This is a genomic window from Arenimonas oryziterrae DSM 21050 = YC6267 (assembly GCF_000420545.1).
Taxonomy (GTDB): domain Bacteria; phylum Pseudomonadota; class Gammaproteobacteria; order Xanthomonadales; family Xanthomonadaceae; genus Arenimonas; species Arenimonas oryziterrae.
In genome coordinates this window covers 196,378-213,176 of record NZ_ATVD01000004.1, presented here as the reverse complement: position 1 = coordinate 213,176, position 16,799 = coordinate 196,378, and the positions used below count along the sequence as shown (strand labels likewise).

The 16,799-nt window shown below is 62.7% G+C and carries 18 protein-coding genes and 2 pseudogenes; 11 read left to right on the top strand and 9 right to left on the bottom strand.

What is annotated here, in order from left to right:
* The 4 genes and pseudogenes from G467_RS18185 to G467_RS18075 all read left to right on the top strand — a co-directional run.
* Positions 1 to 376: pseudogene (locus tag G467_RS18185) on the top strand (transposase); the annotation flags it as partial.
* A 719-nt stretch (positions 377 to 1,095) separates the two neighbouring features.
* Positions 1,096 to 1,815, top strand: a complete 720-nt coding sequence (locus tag G467_RS16635) for a transposase (RefSeq protein ID WP_022969972.1) — start codon at positions 1,096 to 1,098, stop codon at positions 1,813 to 1,815.
* Between the two features lie 205 nt (positions 1,816 to 2,020).
* Positions 2,021 to 2,353 carry a hypothetical protein gene (locus tag G467_RS0111930; protein WP_026802634.1) on the top strand — a complete coding sequence of 111 codons (333 nt, stop codon included), beginning with the start codon at positions 2,021 to 2,023 and terminating at the stop codon, positions 2,351 to 2,353.
* A gap of 62 nt (positions 2,354 to 2,415) precedes the next feature.
* Entirely contained in the window at positions 2,416 to 2,874 is a 459-nt protein-coding gene (locus tag G467_RS18075; protein ID WP_155844888.1) for a hypothetical protein, read from the top strand.
* On the opposite strand, the gene G467_RS18070 is transcribed toward G467_RS18075, so the two are convergent.
* Complete coding sequence (locus G467_RS18070) at positions 2,871 to 3,062, bottom strand: hypothetical protein (RefSeq protein WP_155844887.1); 192 nt, start codon at positions 3,060 to 3,062, stop codon at positions 2,871 to 2,873. The genes G467_RS18075 and G467_RS18070 overlap by 4 nt on opposite strands.
* A 26-nt stretch (positions 3,063 to 3,088) precedes the next feature.
* Here G467_RS18070 and G467_RS0111925 point away from each other — a divergent pair, with 26 nt between their 5' ends.
* Positions 3,089 to 3,586 (top strand): hypothetical protein, encoded by a 498-nt coding sequence (locus G467_RS0111925; protein WP_155844886.1) that lies wholly within the window; start codon positions 3,089 to 3,091, stop codon positions 3,584 to 3,586.
* 90 nt (positions 3,587 to 3,676) lie between these two features.
* Positions 3,677 to 3,925, top strand: a pseudogene (locus tag G467_RS18515) (hypothetical protein); the annotation flags it as partial.
* An 870-nt stretch (positions 3,926 to 4,795) separates the two neighbouring features.
* On the opposite strand, the gene G467_RS0111910 reads toward G467_RS18515, so the two are convergent.
* Positions 4,796 to 5,569 (bottom strand): LytR/AlgR family response regulator transcription factor, encoded by a 774-nt coding sequence (locus G467_RS0111910; protein WP_022969966.1) that lies wholly within the window; start codon positions 5,567 to 5,569, stop codon positions 4,796 to 4,798.
* On the bottom strand, positions 5,566 to 6,654 hold the full coding sequence (locus G467_RS16630) for a sensor histidine kinase (protein ID WP_022969965.1): 1,089 nt from the start codon (positions 6,652 to 6,654) through the stop codon (positions 5,566 to 5,568). The genes G467_RS0111910 and G467_RS16630 overlap by 4 nt, the downstream gene beginning before the upstream one ends.
* 206 nt (positions 6,655 to 6,860) lie before the next feature.
* On the opposite strand from G467_RS16630, the gene G467_RS0111900 reads away from it, so the two are divergent.
* On the top strand, positions 6,861 to 7,820 hold the full coding sequence (locus G467_RS0111900) for a nuclear transport factor 2 family protein (protein ID WP_022969964.1): 960 nt from the start codon (positions 6,861 to 6,863) through the stop codon (positions 7,818 to 7,820).
* Here G467_RS0111900 and G467_RS16625 read toward each other — a convergent pair.
* The gene (locus tag G467_RS16625; protein WP_022969963.1) at positions 7,795 to 8,691 is read right to left on the bottom strand and encodes a sterol desaturase family protein; all 897 of its coding nucleotides are present in this window, start codon (positions 8,689 to 8,691) and stop codon (positions 7,795 to 7,797) included. The two genes, G467_RS0111900 and G467_RS16625, sit on opposite strands and share 26 nt — an antisense overlap.
* Positions 8,691 to 9,167, bottom strand: coding sequence for an SRPBCC family protein (locus tag G467_RS17600; protein ID WP_022969962.1), 477 nt, complete (start codon positions 9,165 to 9,167; stop codon positions 8,691 to 8,693). The genes G467_RS16625 and G467_RS17600 overlap by 1 nt, the downstream gene beginning before the upstream one ends.
* A gap of 141 nt (positions 9,168 to 9,308) precedes the next feature.
* On the opposite strand from G467_RS17600, the gene G467_RS0111885 reads away from it, so the two are divergent.
* From G467_RS0111885 to G467_RS16615, 3 genes are all read left to right on the top strand, one after another.
* A complete protein-coding gene (locus G467_RS0111885) occupies positions 9,309 to 9,812 on the top strand; it encodes a hypothetical protein (protein WP_022969961.1) in 504 nt (167 codons plus the stop codon).
* An 84-nt stretch (positions 9,813 to 9,896) separates the two neighbouring features.
* Positions 9,897 to 10,985 carry a helix-turn-helix domain-containing protein gene (locus G467_RS0111880; RefSeq protein ID WP_026802633.1) on the top strand — a complete coding sequence of 363 codons (1,089 nt, stop codon included), beginning with the start codon at positions 9,897 to 9,899 and terminating at the stop codon, positions 10,983 to 10,985.
* 88 nt (positions 10,986 to 11,073) lie between these two features.
* Complete coding sequence (locus G467_RS16615; RefSeq protein WP_022969959.1) at positions 11,074 to 12,600, top strand: S41 family peptidase; 1,527 nt, start codon at positions 11,074 to 11,076, stop codon at positions 12,598 to 12,600.
* On the opposite strand, the gene G467_RS0111870 is transcribed toward G467_RS16615, so the two are convergent.
* From G467_RS0111870 to G467_RS0111855, 4 genes are all read right to left on the bottom strand, one after another.
* Positions 12,572 to 13,690, bottom strand: a complete 1,119-nt coding sequence (locus tag G467_RS0111870; protein WP_211214064.1) for a TFIIB-type zinc ribbon-containing protein — start codon at positions 13,688 to 13,690, stop codon at positions 12,572 to 12,574. The genes G467_RS16615 and G467_RS0111870 overlap by 29 nt on opposite strands.
* An 85-nt stretch (positions 13,691 to 13,775) precedes the next feature.
* Positions 13,776 to 14,849, bottom strand: coding sequence for an SPFH and helix-turn-helix domain-containing protein (locus G467_RS0111865; protein WP_022969958.1), 1,074 nt, complete (start codon positions 14,847 to 14,849; stop codon positions 13,776 to 13,778).
* A 72-nt stretch (positions 14,850 to 14,921) separates the two neighbouring features.
* Positions 14,922 to 15,872 carry a hypothetical protein gene (locus tag G467_RS0111860; RefSeq protein WP_022969957.1) on the bottom strand — a complete coding sequence of 317 codons (951 nt, stop codon included), beginning with the start codon at positions 15,870 to 15,872 and terminating at the stop codon, positions 14,922 to 14,924.
* A gap of 18 nt (positions 15,873 to 15,890) precedes the next feature.
* The gene (locus tag G467_RS0111855; RefSeq protein ID WP_022969956.1) at positions 15,891 to 16,328 is read right to left on the bottom strand and encodes an FKBP-type peptidyl-prolyl cis-trans isomerase; all 438 of its coding nucleotides are present in this window, start codon (positions 16,326 to 16,328) and stop codon (positions 15,891 to 15,893) included.
* A 119-nt stretch (positions 16,329 to 16,447) separates the two neighbouring features.
* On the opposite strand from G467_RS0111855, the gene G467_RS0111850 reads away from it, so the two are divergent.
* Positions 16,448 to 16,723, top strand: coding sequence for a GNAT family N-acetyltransferase (locus tag G467_RS0111850; protein WP_022969955.1), 276 nt, complete (start codon positions 16,448 to 16,450; stop codon positions 16,721 to 16,723).
* The last annotated feature ends 76 nt before the right edge of the window (positions 16,724 to 16,799 follow it).

The following is a 16,799-nucleotide window of genomic DNA, read 5'->3' as shown; positions in this document are numbered from 1 at the left end:
CGCGTGTTATCGCTACATAGAACTCAACCCGGTGCGCGCCGGCATGGTGACGAGTCCCGCCGACTATCGCTGGTCGAGCTTTGCGTGCAACGGCCACGGCGTGTTCGATCCGCTAGTACGTCCGCATTCCGCCTACCAACAAATCGCCAGCGATGACGAGCAGCGACGCGTGCTCTACCGCGACCTGGTCTCGCAAGGCGTCAGCGAAGACGACCTGGCTGCCATCCGCCTGTACGCCCAGCGCCAACGTGCCTTGGGCTCCTCACGCTTCCAACAATCGATAGAAGGCATGCTTGGACGGCGCGCGGGACTTGGAAAGCCGGGTCGCCCATCAACAGGCAAGCCCTTTCCTCCAAGCGATGAAAGCGTTTCTTAGAAAAGGTACTCTGACCCCTGTTTTACAGCTGGAAATGTCGTGCGACAGTTTGATATCAATTGGGACAGCAACTGGACTCCGGAGTGACTATGAACAGGTTTCTTTGTCTATTGCCAATTGCTGTCTGCGGATTGACGAGTTGTGACTATCAATCTACTCGAAGTAGCCCTGCGGACACTGCTGATGCCATCGTTCTCGAAGTAAAGCGCCCATTTTTCTACTTTGGCGCTGTACAGGCTTGGACAAAGATCGTTGTCCGGAGCCCACGAGATAGTGTTCAAGTTTTCTATCTTGCAAACAAATCTGAATCGCAGGCTGTACCTGTCGTGGGGCAGCGCTGCGACTTCTACCATAGCAAGCAAGAGATACAGGATATGGTTGGGGATGATGTTGTGGAGAATCCAATCACTGAACTGGTCGTTACAAAATTCGACTGCCGGTAGCGCCTTCGAAGAAAAACAACGGACTTTCAGCTTGGATCGGGGAGCAGATGGGAACGGCACGGCTTTCTGGGACACGCGCTGCAGGCCCCGATCTTCCGACACCGCGTGACGCTTGGTAAGTTCAGGCGCGAAAACAGGGGTCAAAAACAGGGGTCGGAGTACATTTTCCGAGGGGATTGATCGGTGATGGCTGACCCGGGGTTTCCTGGGGTGCGGATGCGGTGGTGAGGGCGGGTGCGGGAGGCTGGTCTCTGGAAAAGTTTCCGAGATTGGACCATGCCGCGAACGCAACGACTCGACATCGCCGGGGTGGCGCAGCATGTCGTGCAACGCGGCAATGATCGCCAGCCCTGTTTCTTCCGGGAGATCGACTACCTGCGCTATCTGCAGGAGTTGCGCGAGGCATCGATCAAGCTCGATTGCCGCGTCCATGCTTATGTGCTGATGACCAATCACGTCCATCTGCTGGTCACGCCCGGTGCCGCCGGAGCGATCGGACGGTTGATGCAGACGTTGGGTCGACGCTACGTTGGCGCGCTCAACGACACCCTCGGGCGCACGGGCACGCTCTGGGAAGGGCGCTACAAGGCGAGTCTGGTCGACAGCGAGCGCTATGTCCTCGCGTGTTATCGCTACATCGAACTCAACCCGGTGCGCGCCGGCATGGTGGCAAGCCCCGCCGACTATCGCTGGTCGAGCTGTGCGTGCAACAGCCAGGGCGTGTCCAATCCGCTAGTGCGTCCGCATTCCGCCTACCAACAAATCGCCAGAGATGACGAGCAGCGCCGCGTGCTCTACCGCGACCTGGTCTCGCAAGGCATCAGCGAGGACGATCTGTCTGCCATCCGCCTGTACGCCCAGCGCCAACGCGCCTTGGGCTCCGCACGCTTCCAGCAATCGATAGAAGCCATGCTCGGACGCCGCGCGGGACTGGGAAAGCCGGGTCGACCGTCAACTGGCAAGCCCTTTCCTCCAAGCGATGAAAGCGTTTCTTAGAAAAGGTACTCTGACCCCTGTTTTCAAACGCTGATGGTTGGATAGAGACAATGCATTCCGCTTCCTTGCTTCTATTGTTGCTCCTAGCCACCGCCTCCGCCCAGACACAATCGGCCAGCGACTGGCTGCCGATGTCCGCCGAGCAACCTGACGGTCAGGATTGGCTAACGAATCGCCTTCACGCTTCTTGAGTGCGTATCTGGACATGGATGGCGATGACAGGCGCGACAGGGCGACCCTCGTCGCGCGCCGCGATGCCAGCCAGTCCGCCATTCAAGTCTGTTTCGGCGGCAAGTCGGGGGCCGGACGGTGCAGGGTCATCGCGGTGCAGGAGGGGCTCGCCATCGACATGGGCCTTTCCGCCATGCCCGCGGGTTGCCACTCCTACTTCGAGGACGACAAGGGCAAGTCGTCGAATGGCAAGGACCTCTGTGCGCGTACGGAAGCCCTGGCATATTTCAAGGTCGGAAGCGCCAGTTCGTTCTTCGTCTACGAGCCGCAGACGGGGAAATTCGGGCGGTATTGGGATTCGGATTGAGCTCAAAAAACGTGGACGCAGTACATTTTCCCATCCTTGTTCTCTCCTGAAGGTCTGATCGAATGAAGCAGCTTGCGATGGGGCTGGGATCACTGGTGCTGATGCTTCTCCAGTGCGCTTGCAGTTCTCTGGTCATCGAGGACTTGCCAGTCAGGAGTGTTGCCTATGTATCAGTTTGCAGAATCAATGAAGATCCCCAAGAATTTGAAAACAGGATTGTGAATATCAGAGCGAACTACTCCGTCGTAAAAGGCTATGCGTCTTTCTTCGAAGAAAGCTCTTGTGAGAGGGGAGGGGTTCTTCCAGAGGGATACAATACAAGTGCGGATGAAAGCGTCGCCGCATTCGATCGTGCAGGCGACAAGTTATGCGAGGAACACGGCAAGACGGGTTTGTGCACCTTGAGCGCAAAAGTTGACATTGAAGGTGAAGTGGCTAGAGATACGGAAGGGACACTGATGGTCAATGTTCGAAAGGTCTTCTCTTACAGCTATCTGACCATTGGCGGGAAAAAACCTTAGTGCAGGAATGAAACAAAGCCAGTGGCTAGACCCGTTTTCTGCCTCGGCGGATGAATTCCATCAAAGATCGCCTTCGCCAGGGGTCTTGGGCCGCATTTTCCCCCTTGTTCCATGCTGCTTTTTTCGAAGGTGACCAGTGAAAGCATTCCTTTCGATTTGTGCAATGATTTCACTTTGTTGCTGCGCATCGACTTCTGCCGGGCGCGGATCGTCAGTGGCCGAAAGCATTGCGAATTCGATGAAGCAATCCGTCGGCGCGCATCCTGTGCCCGGTGGCTGCGCCGAGTCCCTCGACGCGGAATTTCTGAGCCGAGTTTCGTCACTGGAAAGGGCAAGAGCCCAATTCGACCAGCCTTACCTGATCTATTTGGCGGTGGGCGGCGGCTATCTTCGTGTGGACGCCTATTTCATCGGGAAACTCGAGGACGGACGTGCAGTGATCGTCTCCGCGGAGTCCGGTCAAGTTGTCGACATTGATCGGCAGGACTACGAGGGAAATATTGTCGATGCCAAAGTGACGGCCTCCGTTTGGCGCACGCCGCAGGACGGATCATCACATGATGAGTGCAGATTTATCGTGGTCGGGAGTGGCGGCCGTACCGTCTCGGAGGCCTTGCTTCCTCTGAATGAAGAAGATGGCTTGCTGGACGCGTCCGAAGACGAGCTAAACGCCCAAGTCATGGACTTGTTGGACAAGTATTCCATTGAGTAGGGTTCAGAGCGAATGAGGGAAAACGTACTCTGACCCCGGTTTCGGGAAGAGGTTGGCGAGGAGGGTGGGGAAGAATTTTCTGCCTATCGGCTCGGCTACATCTATTTCAAGGGGCTCGGCGTCGAGGCGGATCCGCGCATCGCCTTCCGCTATTTCAGAAGCATAGGTCTGCGGGGGCATGCGCGCGCGCTGCTGATGGCGGGCGTCATGCTCCACAACGGTAACGGCGTCACCCGGAAGCGCCGCTCCGGAAGAGCCATCCTGTGGGCTTCTGTAAAGAACTCCGAGCTGGGCATCGCCAGCCGGGTCTGGCCCTTCTTCCTGTTGCTGTTCCCTTGAGGGAAAACGTACTCTGACCCCTGTTTCCCGATGCTCGGACGCCGCGCGGGACTGGGAAAGCCGGGTCGACCGTCAACAGGCAAGGCTTTGCCGCCAAGCGATGAAAGCATTTTGTAGAAAAGGTACTCTGACCCCTGTTTTGAAAACTATGCCCGGCATGACAAATAGCGACATCGTGAAAAAGGCGAGGGAGTATGACCAGAATTAGCTATGCAAGGCTGTGCTTCTCGGGCGTTTCTCTGCTATTTGTTTCTTATGCATCCTTTGCGACTAGCATTCTTCCTGCAAGTATCATTTCTTTAGTTTCCCGAGGCGCCGATTACGAAGGGAAAGTTGTTATTGTTGAAGGATATGTCTGCAAGAACAAAGATTCGAAGGGCGGCCTCTTCCTGACTTTGGATGATTGCCATAATTCCAACTACAGCAACGCGGTCGCAGTGGATGGCTTGTCGCACCATTCGGATGCACTAGTTTCTGTGAGGGGGGTGTATCGCGACAGATCAAATGTTGTTCTTACCGATGATCCGTATCAATGGGGAATGATTGAGACGGCTTACGAGCTGTGGCGAAGAGACGTTAAGAGATGCGAATAGTCTTCTCGAAGACGCGGGTCCGAGAGCGGGGAAAGATCGGTATTTTCCTAGTGCGGCACCGAACCCGCGGGCCTCGTTCGATCCGGCCAGAAATAGGTTCCTCAAAGACCGCCTTCATTGGCGGTCTTCGCTTTTGTGGCGAAAAACCTACTTGGGAAAGGCCTTGATTCTTTGTGTACACGCAGCAGGAAAATAGCTCCTGGTACTGAGCGTGCACTAGTCTCGCCGCGATGCTTTAGGGGCTGGTCGCGGTCATGCCCGCTCCTACGAGGGGCGGTTAGCCCTCGATCTTGAGGTATTCGCCCAAGGCCGCGCGGAAGTTGCGGCTGAGGGTCAGTTTGCCGCCATCGGCCATCATCACCAAGTAGTCCCCGCCGAACCAGGGCAGCAGTTTGCCGATGTGGTCGATGTTGACGATGCTGGAGCGGTGGATGCGGCGGAAGATCGCCGGGTCGAGGCGCGCTTCCATGCCGCGCATGCTTTCGCGCATGAGGTGGGCGCCGGTGCTGGTGTGCAGGCGGACGTAATTGCCTTCCGCGGTGACGTAGTGCAGGTCGGCGAGGCGTACGAGCTGGCGGGATTCGCCGGTGCGCACAAGCAGACGGTCGGGATACTTGCGGTCCTTGCTCAGGCCATCCAGCACATTGAGCAGCTGCGATTGCAGCGCGTCTTCGCGCTCGCGGCCGAGGCGCGCGCGCACGCGGCGCATCGTGCGCCGAAAACGGTCTTGGTCGAACGGCTTCAACAGATAATCGATCGCGTTCGCATCGAACGCAGGCAGGGCGTAGTGGTCGTACGCGGTCACGAACACCGTCGCCGGCATCGCGTCCGTGCCGATCGCCTGCACGACGCCGAAACCGTCCAGCTCCGGCATCTGAACATCGAGAAAGACCAGGTCGGGCTGCAGTTGTTCGATCGCTTCCACGGCGAGCAGCCCATTGCTCGCTTCGCCGACGATCTCGACATCCGCCTCTTCGGCAAGAAACTGCTGCAGCCGGCGCCGCGCCGGCACTTCGTCGTCGACGATGAGGGCACGGATGTTGCCGGTCATGCCGCGAGTTTCTTAGGCGTGTGCGTCAGCGGCATGCGCACGCGCGCGATGGTGCCGCGACCCTGGCGCAGCAGCTCGAAGCTCTGGTCGGCGCCGTACAGGGTTTCCAGGCGCGAGCGCGTATTGTTCAGGCCGATGCCCATGCCCGGCTGCGGCGCCTGCGTGCTCTGCGCGCCGGGGCCGTCGTCTTCGACTTCCAGCAGCAGCTCATTGGCCTGCGAATACGCACGAATGACGATGCCGCCGCCGTCGGCGCGCGGGGCGATGCCGTGTTTGATCGCGTTTTCGACCAGCGGCTGAAGCAGAAACGGCGGAATCGCGCTGTCGCCCAGATCCTCGGGAATCGCCCACTCGATCGACAGCCGGTGTTCGAAGCGCAGCTTCTCGATATCCAGGTAGGCCTCGAGAAACGCGACTTCCTGCCGCAAGGGCACGACCTGGGTGCCGAACTGCTGCAGGGACATGCGCAGCAGTTCGCTCAGGCGCGTGAGCATGCGGTCGGCGGTCGGCACGTCGTAATGCATCAGCGACGAGATCGCATGCAGGGTATTGAACAGGAAATGCGGCTGCAGCTGCGTGCGGAGCGACTGCAACTGCGCCTGCACGAGTTTGGCTTCCAGCTGCGAGGCCTGCACGGCGCGCTGTTTTGACAGGCGTTGTGCGTCGAGCCCCTGAATGACCGCGATCATCAGGCCGTAGGTCATCAGCCCTAGATGGAAGCAGGTCTGGAACGCGTAGATCGCGATCTCCAGCAGGCTTTTGCTCTTGACCATGCCCAGGCCGCGGAAGGTAATCCAGTGGCCGAGCGTGATGTCGGCGAGCGTAAACAGCGAACCCGCGAGCAGGTGCAGAATCCAGGGCCGCCAGTGCATGCGGATCGGATGGCGACGGATGAAGGGAATCGCGACCAGGCCCAGGCAGCCCCAGAGAAAAAAATGCGTACCGTTGAACACCACCAGAAACCCCAGCGGCGCATTGAACACGTCGCGCATGGTGTTGTAGAACGCGGCGGCGCCCCAGGCGGCCCAGTACCACGGGTTCGTGGCCAGGCGCAGATCGAGACGCGGGGGCGGAGCAGGGTTCATGCGGGGTGATTCCGGAAGCGAGGGCCAAGCTTGCAGGCTTTTCGCCTGATTTTCGATGGCGGCGGGCCCGGATTCGTCACGACTCGTCCCGATCCAGCGGCTTTTGCACGCCGGATTGGCAGATTGGCGGCGTCCCTGGCCCATCCGGCTGCGGGAAGGCCCCCGTTCCGATCTGCAACGCGGCCCCGCCGCATGGAGAACTCCCGATGCAACTCACGTCCCCGCACGCCCTGCGCGTCGCACTCGCCGCGGCCCTGTTCGCCGCCTTCGGCAACCGCGCCGCGGCCACCGAAGGCTTCAGCAACCACCCCACACCCGGCTACCAGGATCACGTCACCGAGCAACTCAACAAGACCCTGGTCACCCTGTTCAGCAACGCGATGCTCAGCCACACCGACATCGACAAGCTGCGCCTGTTCTTCGCGCGCGATCTGATCCAGCACGACCCGGCGATCGCCGACGGCCGCGACGCGATGATCCAGTGGATCAGCGCGCAGCGCGCCCTGACGCCCGCGCGCACGCTGACGATCAAGCACATCCTCGCCGACCGCGACCTGGTCTTCGTGCATTCGCAGCTCTCGCCGACGCCGGCGAACGAGAAGAGCGGCCGCAACCGCTACGACTTCTACCGGCTTGATCGCGGCGTCATCGTCGAGCATTGGGCCGTCAGCGCCGGTGTCGCCGCGCAGACCGCGAGCGGCAATTCGCAGTTCTCGAACCTGTATTCGTATCCCGGTACCGAACCGGTGGTCACCGAGGTCCGCGAGGAAGCGAACCGCCTGCTGGTGTCGGAGCTGTCGAACGAGGTCTTCGACCAGCGCCGGTTCGGCCTGCTGAACCGCTTCTGGTCGACGGGCTATCTGCAGCACAACCCGTACGTCGAGAACGGCCGCACCGCGCTGGCCGAGGTCATCGAATACATCGCGCCGGAAGGCTCGAACTACCGCATCGTGCGCTCGATGTCGGACGGTGATCTGAGCGTGGTTTGTTCGCAGAATACGGATCCGGGCGTGGATGCCACGAACGAATTCACGGGTGCGGCGGTTTGTGATTTGTATCGCGTCGCTGACTTCGAGTTGGTCGAACATTGGGACGTCGCGCAGGGCGTGCCGGCGACGACGGCCAACGGCCATTCCATGTTCAGCGATCTGTATCGCCGGCGTTGAGGGCAGGGCGTGGGTCCCGGAATTCGATCCGCGGCTCGCGCGGCGTTTCCGAATGCCCGCGCTCGGGCGGTCCGAACAGCTGTTTGAAGCGCGACCCCAGGCTTTGCTGGGGTCGCGCGGCATCGCGGAACATCGCGATCCACTCATGAAACGTCAGCGTGATCGGGTTGTGCGTGCGGATCGGCGTGACCACGCCGTACTCGCAGGGCACCGCCGGGTCTTCCTCGACGAAACTGCCGAACAGCTTGTCCCAGATGATCAGCACTCCGGCGTAATTGCGGTCGATGTACTTGGGATTGCGCGCATGGTGCACGCGGTGATGCGAGGGCGTGTTGAACACCCTTTCGATCCAGCCCAGCTTGCCGACGGCCTCGGTGTGCACGAAGAACTGGAAGCCGAGATTGATCGCGACGACCGCGATGATGTTCTTCGGCTCGAAGCCCAGCCAGGCCAGCGGCAGCCAGAACAGCCACATGCCCGAGATCGGATAGGTGAGGCTTTGCCGGAACGCCGTCGACAGGTTCAGGCGCTCGGACGAGTGATGGGTGACATGCGAGGCCCACATCCAGCGGATGCGGTGGTGCGCGCGATGGAACCAGTAATAGAAAAAATCCTGCGCGACAAACAGTCCGGCAATCGTCCAGGCCGACCCCGGCAGATCGAACAACCGATGCTGGTACACCGCGTAGTAGAGACCGATGACGAGCAGCCAGGCGATGGCATCGGCGCCCTGGTGCATCAGCGCGAGCGCGGCATTCGACAAGGTGTCGCGCAGGCTGTAGACGGGGCGGCGATCTTTCCAGTACCAGGCTTCGACCGCGATCAGGCCCAGGAATACTGGCGCCATCGCGAGCAGGATCCAGCTCTCCATCAGGCCTTGCCTTCCAGCGCCTGCGCCATCGCGTCGAGGCAGCGGCGCATCGCGCCCTGCATGAACAGTTTGAGCAGGGGCAGGCACAGGGGATACGCGAGCGGGGAGGTCAGGGTGAACGTGTACCGCCAAGTCACGTCGGACACGCCGGCGGTTTCGGTGATGCGCCAGTCGGCTTCGCCGAGCGTCACGAGCCAGGAGAACGGTGCGCTGAATCCGGTCAGCGCGTAGGCATGGCGGCTGGGTGCTTCCAGAGCGGTCACGCGCTCGCTGAGGATCGAGCCGTCGGCGTTGTACACGCGCCGGGTGCTGCCGACCGCGAGTGGGGCGTCGACGTCGAGCACGACGGCGCGGACCGCAGAAATCGGCCCGTAGCCGGGAAACACCGACGGAAAGCGCTCGGCATCGATGCACAGCGCGTACGCGGCAGTCGCCGGGGCGTGGATCTGGCGGTGGGCCTGGAGGTGGATCTGCATGGGACGAAGTCTCGCGCCGCGCGTCGCGGGCGTCCAGTTTTTCGCATGAACGGCAGCTCGCGCAAGCACGAACGGCCTGCACATTCGGCCGGCCCAGGGGCTATGCTCGCTCCCAGCTCCCCGCCGTTACAGGATGTCGCGATGCATGTGCTGTCGAAAACGCTGTTGCTGGGACTGTGCCTGACCGCGGCGGGACCGCTCGCTGCCCAGACCACCGTCGCCGGTGCTCGTAAGCCGGCACCGCCGGCCGTGGCCAAGGCCCCGGAGATCACCCAGTGCGGCCAGCAGACGCTGGAAATGTGCACGCAGCAGCGCGTGCAGGAACTCAAACGCTACCGCGATGCGATGCTGCGCGGCGCCGGCGTGATCACCACGACCGCGAATGTCGAAGAGGCCCGGCGCATCGCCGCCTACGACGCTTGGCTCACCGACATCGGTACGACTGCGGGCCATGTCGCCGATCGCGGCGAGACCGCTTTGCGCAGTCGCGGCGCGCTGGCCGAACGCGACCGCGTGCAGTTCAACCGCGACTACATCACCCTGATGACGCGTATGCGCACCGAGAACAAGAAGCACGACACCTCGGCGGGCGCGATGAAGCGCAAGGCCGAGATCGTGCGCACGACGCTCGGCAACGACCGCTGAGCCCGGCCGGCTAGACCTGGCCGTCACGGCCGTCTGCCTAGGCTGCATCGACCTCGGGGGCGGCGCAGCATGATCAAGTTCGGAATGTGGAGCACGCTGCTGCTGGCCGGCAGCCTGCACGGTTTGGTGGTTGCAGGCCTGCTGTGGGCCGCGCCGCGCAATCGTCTCGCGAACCGCTTCCTCGCCACCTTGCTGGTCACGGTAGTGCTGCTGATCACGCCGTACACGATCGGTTATGCCGGTTTTTACGATGCCTGGCCCTGGCTGAGTTTCGCGCCGCTGTATTGGCAGCTCGCGTTCGGGCCCTTGCTGTATTTCTACGTGCGTTCGCTGGGCGATCCGGTGTTGCCGGCCGGTTGGCGCTGGCATTTTTTGCCCGCCCTGGTGCAGGGTGCGTACTACGGCGTGGCCTTCTGTCTGCCGCTGCAAACCAAATGGGTCTGGAACGACAGCGGGCATCTGAGCTATGTGATGCCGGCCTTGAACGCACTGACCCTGGTGTCGGTAGCGACGTATTGGACGCTGGCCTTGCGTCGGCATCGCAACTATCAAGCCTGGCTCGAAGCCAACAGCGGCCAGCGCGAGGAACTGCGGCTCGGCTGGCTGCGCGGATTTCTCTGGGCGGTCGCGGTGGTCGTGGTCCTGAATCTGGGTTTCCAGGTCGTCGATACCGCCGTGACGCGCCTGGACTACTTCGACTACTTCCCGTTCTATCTCGTGCTGAGCTTGCTGGTGTATTACCTCGGCATCGAAGGCTGGCGGCATGCGGGCCTGCGCTTTCCGCCGATGCAGGCGGCGAGCGTCGAGCCGGCAGCCGACGCGGCCGGCGAACGCGACTGGCGCGCGCTCGGCGAACGCTGGGCTGCGCAGGTGGCGGCGGCCGGCTGGTGGCGCGAACCGGAACTGAGCCTGGCCGATCTCGCGCGGCATCTGGGCACGAACAGCAATTATCTGTCGCGCGCGCTCAACGAGGGCTTGGGCCAGAGCTTCAGCGATTTCATCAACCGCCTGCGTGTCGAGGAGGCCCAGCGCCGTTTGCTCGGGCCCGGCGAGGTGCTCGCGATCGCGCTCGATGTCGGCTTCGGCTCCAAGGCCAGCTTCAATCGCGCCTTTCGCGCCTGCACGGGCCAGACGCCAACGGCCTGGCGCGCTGAGGCGCGGCGTTCGATCTGAGCATCGCGGGGGCTCTCGCTATGGTCCTCCCCCAGACTTGGTCTTCACGGAGGCTTGCCTAGGCTGCGGCGGACTCAGGGGGTGGGCGATGATTCCGTGGAAAAAGTTCTGCAACGGCTGGCTGGAACGCGGCCTGCTCGTTTGTCTCCTGGTTGCCCCCGCGGCGTTCGCCGCCACGCCGGCCACGCCGCTATTGCGCAGCACCGACCTGCAGGCGGACGTCGACGTGCTCGAACGCGCGTATGCCGAGTTGCATCCCGGGCTCTATCGCTACAACACGCCGGCGCAGATGACGGAGCACTACCGGGTCCTGCGGGACAAGTTCGACCACGACCAGCCCCTGGCCGACGCGTATCTGGCCTTTTCGGAATTCGCGGCGACGCTCCAGTGCGGCCACACCTACGCCAATTTCTACAACCAGTCCAAGGCCGTACGCGAGGCCCTGCTGGAGAATGCCAACCGGGTGCCGTTCCAGTTCCGCTGGCTCGAGCGCCGCATGGTGATCACCCGCAATCTGTCGACGGAGGCGTCCCTGGTCCCCGGAACGCAGGTGCTGTCGATCAATGGCATCGCCACGGAAGCTATCCTCGCGCGTCTGCTGACGATCGCGCGCGCCGACGGCGGCAATGAAGCCAAACGCATCGCCTATTTGGAAGTGCAGGGCAACGACCGCTACGAGGCCTTCGACATCTATCTGCCGCTGTTCTTTCCGCAGATTGGCAGTACGCAGACGCTGCAAGTGCAGGTGCCCGGCGAAACCGCTGCCCGCACCGTGACCGTACCCGCGCTCTCGTATGCGCAACGATTGGCGGCACGACCGGTGTCCGACGAGGACGACGGCGCCCCTGCCTGGACCATTCGCTACCGCGATGACGACATCGCGGTGCTCGACATGCCGACCTGGGCCCTTTACGACAGCCCTTGGGACTGGAAGGCGTTTCTGCAAACGAACTTCGCCGAGCTTTCCCGTCGTGGCGTGCGCGCCCTGATCATCGATCTGCGCCGCAACGAGGGCGGGCTCAGTGTCGGCGATGAACTGCTCGCGCATCTGATCACAGAGGTCTTGCCGGTCCCCGGCTATCAACCGCGCGTGCGCTATCGCCAGGTGCCGGCCGATCTGCTGCCGTATCTCGATACCTGGGATGCCTCGTTCAAGGACTGGGGTGACCAGGTCGAGCCATTCGACGATCGCTTCTTCGTGCTGCATCGCTACGACACGGCGCCGGGCGGAGAGGCGATCACGCCGAAGGCGCCGTACTTCAACGGGAAGGTCTTCGTGCTCGTGGGAGCGACCAACAGCTCGGCGACGTTCGAGTTCGCCATCACCGCGCAACGCGCCAAGCGAGTGACCTTGGTCGGCCAGCCCACCGGCGGCAATCAACGGGGCATCAATGGCGGCGCGTTCTTCTTCCTGCGCCTGCCCAAGTCGGGCATCGAGCTGGACCTGCCACTGATCGGGCAATTTTCGACGGTGGCAAGACCCGATGCGGGCGTGACTCCCGATATCGTCGTCGCGGTACGTGCGGACGACATCTTCGCCGGGCACGATGCGGAAATGGACGCGGCCCTGTCCGCCGCGAACGACGCTATTCCGAGCCGCCAAACACGCCGATGAAGATCATCAGGACGATCAGTGCGGTCAGGCCGGCGAAGAAGATCTTGACCCAGCTCCATGGCCGTTCGCCGGCGATCGCGCCGGTGTAGCCGTTCGCGAGCACCTGGTAGCTGCGCGAGCCGTAGGTGTAGGTCACCAGCCAGACCGGCACGAGGATGTGCTTGAACGTGCGGCCCTGGTATTGCGCATTCACCTGCAGGTTGCGCTGCGTGTCGCCGGGCACGGCGGCTGAGCAAAGGGCCTCGACCTGGGACTGCATGCTCGCCATGTTCTGCGCCGAGGCTTTGTTCAGATCGACCTGGTAGCGCTCCACGGTCCAGCCGCGCACGAATTCGGGCGAATAGGGCTTGAGGTCGCTGACGGTGGGGAAGGGCTCGACTTTCGTCAGCAGTTCCGGATGCACACCCGCGGTACCCGCGACGAGTTCGTCGTCGAAAAAATGCGCGAGATCGCCGCTCGCGTCTTCCCAGCGCGTGTGCCGCACCTGACGCGTCTGCGTGCGGCCCTGGCCGTCGCGGTAGGTTTCGGTTTCGTAATAGTAGTAGCCGGCTTCCGCGGTCCAGTGCGCCTGCACCTGTGAGTCGAAAGTCCAGTAGGGCAAGTAGACGCCGTGCAGGGTGTCGGTGAGGGCGGCAGTTTTCAGCCGGTTCGGCGCGAACCAGCGCGAGCCGTACCACTTGCGGATGATGTCGCGCACCTGGCCGTCGCTGATCTTGAACGGCAGCAGGCTCTGCGGCGTGATCGCGTCGCGTTCGGCCTCATGCGCAATGATCGAGGGCGAGCCGCAGAACTCGCAGCGCGAGGCGACCTTGCCGTCGACGAAGACCGAGATCGCGTGACAGCTCTGGCACATGACCTCGCGACGGTCCCCGCCCCAGTCGCGGCTGACGAACGGATTCTTCAGCGCGGCGGCGAGGTCGTTCTCGACGATCGTCGCGCCCAGGTCCGCGGCCTGCGCCGGCGACCAGGGCACGATCGTGCCGCAGTACGGGCAGGCCAGCGATTGTTTCGCGGCATTCCACTGCAGATCCCCGCCGCATTCGGGGCAGGGATGTTTGCCGACCACGGCCGGATTTTTTTCCATGAGCACTTAGGTTCCTCGCATGCCCGGCCCGCCGGCCTGCATGCCGGCGGGCGTTCGCGGGCTCGCGGCTGGCGCCGCTCGAAAGCCCCGCTCACCCACGCAAGAATTCGTCCAGCGCGCCCTTGGCGATGCGATACGCGTTGCCGATCTTGCGGGCTTTCAGGTCGCCCGAGGTGATCGAGGCGAGCACGTCTTCCACCGAGACGCCGAGCACCTGCGCCGCCTGTTCGGGCGTGAGCACTTCCAGACCCGCGGCGGGTGCGGCGGCAGGCACCGGTGGTGGCGTCGCGCCACCTGGCGCCTGGCCCGGCTGCTGCATGCTGCGCATCATTTCCTGCGCCATGCCGAAGCCCATCGCCATCTGTGCGGGCATCGTCGCGGCCGAGCTGGCGTCGCCGCCGGCGGCCATCGCCTGGCCCATCTGGTATTTGACGTAGTCGTTGAGGTTGCCGATGACGCCCATGCTCGAGCGCTTGTCGATCGCCTGTTCGACTTCCGGCGGCACGGAAACGTTTTCCAGCAGGAAGCTGGTGATCTCGATGCCGTACTTGGCGCTGACCGCCGGGTTGATGATCGGCAGCAGGGCATCGCCCATTTCGGAATAGCGCGAGGCGACGTCGAGCGCGGGCACGTTCGCGGTGGCGAGCGCGTCGGTGAACACGCTGACGATGCGCGAACGCATCGTGTCGGCAAATTCGTCGAGGCGGAAATTCTGGTCGGTGCCGGCGACTTCGCGCAGGAACTTGGGCACGTCGACAATCTTGAAATCGTAGGTGCCGAACGCGCGCAGGCGCACGACGCCGAAATCCTTGTCGCGCATCATCACCGGGTTGGACGTGCCCCATTTGTTGCCGGTGAACAGTCGCGTGTTGACGTAGTAGACGTCGCATTTGAACGGCGACTTGAAGCCGTATTTCCAGCCGAGGATGTCGGACAGGATCGGGATGTTCTCGGTCGAGAGCGTGTGCTTGCCGGGGCCGAAGGCGTCGCCGTACTTGCCGGCCGCGACGAACTGCACCTGCTGCGATTCGCGCACGATGAGCTGGGCGCCGTTCTTGATTTCCTTGTCGTCGTCCGGATAGCGGAACGACAGCGTGTCGCGCGAGTCGTCGGTCCACTCGATGATTTCCAGCAACTGGCCTTTGACCAGATCGAGAATGCTCATGACTCGCTCCTTGAATGAATGGGCTGGCTCGCGGTGAAGCTGCCCGGGGAAACCGATTCTAGTCGGCGCAGCTTACGTTGCAATGCCCGGCCATTCGAAAGGCACGGCGATGCGTTCGAGGCGGCGCTGGCAGAATGGGCAATTCACCGCATTGCCGCCGCCATCGAGCAGCAGATGCGTGCCGCAGCCGTCGCAGGCCAGGCGCCGGTCGACGCGCAGCTGATGGCCGCAACTGTCACAGACCACGCGTTTGGCGCCCGGAAACACCTCGACGGCTGCCTTGCAATGGCCGCAGGCGGCGTTTTCGCCGTGCAGGGGCGGGGCGGTGACGTATTCCTGGGCCAGGCCCGTGCGTTCGAGCAGGGCCTTGGCATTGGCCTCGTCCAGATACGGCAACCAGCCCTGCACGAACATCGCCTGCGACATGCGTTTCTGCAGCGCGGGCGGCGCCATATCGGGATGCGGGGTGATCTGCGACTGCACGGCGTCCGACAGCGCGTACTCGAGCGAGGCCAGCACGGCGTCCAGCACGGGCGCGAAACTGTCGGGATGCACGCGCGGCGGCACGCCGGGCTTGCCGGTGATCCATTTGATCGCGACGGTCGCGGCATTCATGCGCTCGCTCAACGCGACCGACTGCGGATCGAAGGCCGCGACCGTGCCCGCGTCGGCGAGATTGGCGACATACGCCGCCTTGTACTCGGCATCGCGCACGCGCGGCGGCACGGCGTTCGGGCAGGCGTCGACCCAGGCTTCGTACAACTTCAGCTGCAGGTCGCGATAGGTCTTGCGGTCGCCAGCGGCGAGCGCGGCAGCAGTTTTCTTTTGCAGCGCGGCGACCAGGTTCTGATAGACGGGGCCGGGCATCTGCTGCGGAATTTCGCAGGCTTTGCGAAAATCGTAGTCGGCCAGTGAGCCGCAGAAATCGCAATACACGTACGCCGTTTGCGAGGGTCGCGATTTCGGCGCGCCGCAGGTGGGGCAGCGGCTGGCGAGGTAGCGGGTTTCGGCGTTGTGGGTCATGCCAGTCCGGTTCAGAGGCTATTTGCGTGGGCGGACATCGACGAGTTCGACGTCGAACACCAGCGAGGCCCCCGGCGGAATGACGCCGTTGCCGGCACCCTCATCGCCATAGGCCTTGTCGGGTGGAATCATCAGGGTGCGCCTGCCGCCGACGCGCATGCCCTCGATGCCTTCGTCCCAGCCGCGGATCACCTGGCGGCCACCGAGGAAGAACACGAAGGGCTCGCCACCGTGGTCGAAGGAACTGTCGAACTTCTCGCCATGCTTGTCCGCCGCCTTCTCGTCGTACAACCAGCCCGTGTATTGCACAACGACATCCATGCCCGGGCCGGCCACGGCCCCGGTGCCGACCTTCTCGTCGATGAGCATGAGCTCGGCGACGCGGCCGCCGGACGGGGTGGGGGCGGTGCAGGCGGCGAGGAGCAATGCGATCACAAAGGCAAAGAAGACGCGCATTCGTTGGGTTCCAAGCAGAAGAGTCGCAACGATATCAAGTTGCGCAGGCCCTGGCCTGCGTCTTCCTTGTCTGGTTCAAGCGCACTACCATGCTCTAACTCGCCTTCCCGGATATCTCCATGCCCCTCGACATCCACCACGATCGCGACCACCGCCGCTTCACCGCCGAGGTCGATGGCATCACCTGCGTGCTGGAATACCACTTGGCGGCGAACACGATGACGATCACCCATACCGGTGTGCCGCAGGCGGTCGGTGGGCGGGGCATTGCGGGCGAGATCACCCAGTTCGCGTTCGACACCGCGCGTTCGGAAGGCTGGAAGGTCGTGCCCGCCTGCGCTTATGCGGCGGCCTATGTGCGGCGGCACCCGGATGTTGCCGACCTACTGGCTTGAATCAGGGCGCGACAGGGGCGTTCACGTGGCTGACACCATGGCCATTGCATCGTGCCGGTTGAAAGCGTTGCCTTCA

Bases quoted from the DNA above. Each gene is read 5' to 3' on its own strand.
- G467_RS16635 (WP_022969972.1), top strand. From the start codon at position 1,096: ATGCCGCGAACGCAACGACTCGACATCGCCGGGGTGGCGCAGCATGTC.
- G467_RS0111930 (WP_026802634.1), top strand. From the start codon at position 2,021: ATGGATGGCGATGACAGGCGCGACAGGGCGACCCTCGTCGCGCGCCGC.
- G467_RS18075 (WP_155844888.1), top strand. From the start codon at position 2,416: ATGAAGCAGCTTGCGATGGGGCTGGGATCACTGGTGCTGATGCTTCTC.
- G467_RS18070 (WP_155844887.1), bottom strand. From the start codon at position 3,062: ATGCGCAGCAACAAAGTGAAATCATTGCACAAATCGAAAGGAATGCTT.
- G467_RS0111910 (WP_022969966.1), bottom strand. From the start codon at position 5,569: ATGACCGGCAACATCCGTGCCCTCATCGTCGACGACGAAGTGCCGGCG.
- G467_RS16630 (WP_022969965.1), bottom strand. From the start codon at position 6,654: ATGAACCCTGCTCCGCCCCCGCGTCTCGATCTGCGCCTGGCCACGAAC.
- G467_RS0111900 (WP_022969964.1), top strand. From the start codon at position 6,861: ATGCAACTCACGTCCCCGCACGCCCTGCGCGTCGCACTCGCCGCGGCC.
- G467_RS16625 (WP_022969963.1), bottom strand. From the start codon at position 8,691: ATGGAGAGCTGGATCCTGCTCGCGATGGCGCCAGTATTCCTGGGCCTG.
- G467_RS17600 (WP_022969962.1), bottom strand. From the start codon at position 9,167: ATGCAGATCCACCTCCAGGCCCACCGCCAGATCCACGCCCCGGCGACT.
- G467_RS0111885 (WP_022969961.1), top strand. From the start codon at position 9,309: ATGCATGTGCTGTCGAAAACGCTGTTGCTGGGACTGTGCCTGACCGCG.
- G467_RS0111880 (WP_026802633.1), top strand. From the start codon at position 9,897: ATGTGGAGCACGCTGCTGCTGGCCGGCAGCCTGCACGGTTTGGTGGTT.
- G467_RS16615 (WP_022969959.1), top strand. From the start codon at position 11,074: ATGATTCCGTGGAAAAAGTTCTGCAACGGCTGGCTGGAACGCGGCCTG.
- G467_RS0111865 (WP_022969958.1), bottom strand. From the start codon at position 14,849: ATGAGCATTCTCGATCTGGTCAAAGGCCAGTTGCTGGAAATCATCGAG.
- G467_RS0111860 (WP_022969957.1), bottom strand. From the start codon at position 15,872: ATGACCCACAACGCCGAAACCCGCTACCTCGCCAGCCGCTGCCCCACC.
- G467_RS0111855 (WP_022969956.1), bottom strand. From the start codon at position 16,328: ATGCGCGTCTTCTTTGCCTTTGTGATCGCATTGCTCCTCGCCGCCTGC.
- G467_RS0111850 (WP_022969955.1), top strand. From the start codon at position 16,448: ATGCCCCTCGACATCCACCACGATCGCGACCACCGCCGCTTCACCGCC.